At 76.2% G+C, this 395-nt stretch carries 1 pseudogene; it reads left to right on the top strand.

What is annotated here, in order from left to right:
- Window positions 1-395 (top strand): annotated as a pseudogene (locus J5F18_RS18820) (chromosome segregation protein SMC); the annotation flags it as partial.

Below are 395 nucleotides of genomic sequence, written 5' to 3'. Positions count from 1 at the left end.
GACGACGAGCGGCTGGCGCGCCTCGAGGCGCGACTGGAGACCCTCGTGCCGGAGCGCGAGGAACTGGCCGAACGGCTCGAGGAGCTGGAGGCGGCCCTCGAGGAGGCCGAGCCCGAGGCGGAGGCGGCCGACGCCGTCTGGGAGGCCTTCAGCGAGCAGTGGCGGGAGGCCAGTCGCGAGGCCGAGCGCGGCCAGGACCGGCTGCGCGAGCGGGAGTCTCGGCTCGAACGCCTGGAGGCCGACGAGCGCCGCCGCCGCCAGCAGCACGATGGGCTGCCCGATATCACTCGGCTCGCCGAGCAGCGGGCCGAGCTGGGCGAGGCGCTGGCCGGGCTCGAGCTGGAGCAGGAGGCCCTGGAGGCCCGCCGCGAGACCCTGCAGCAGGAGCGCGACAG

The organism is Halomonas sp. BM-2019, from assembly GCF_017584085.1.
The sequence above is the reverse complement of the archived record's forward strand: the minus strand, read 5'-3'. Positions and strand labels throughout refer to the sequence as shown.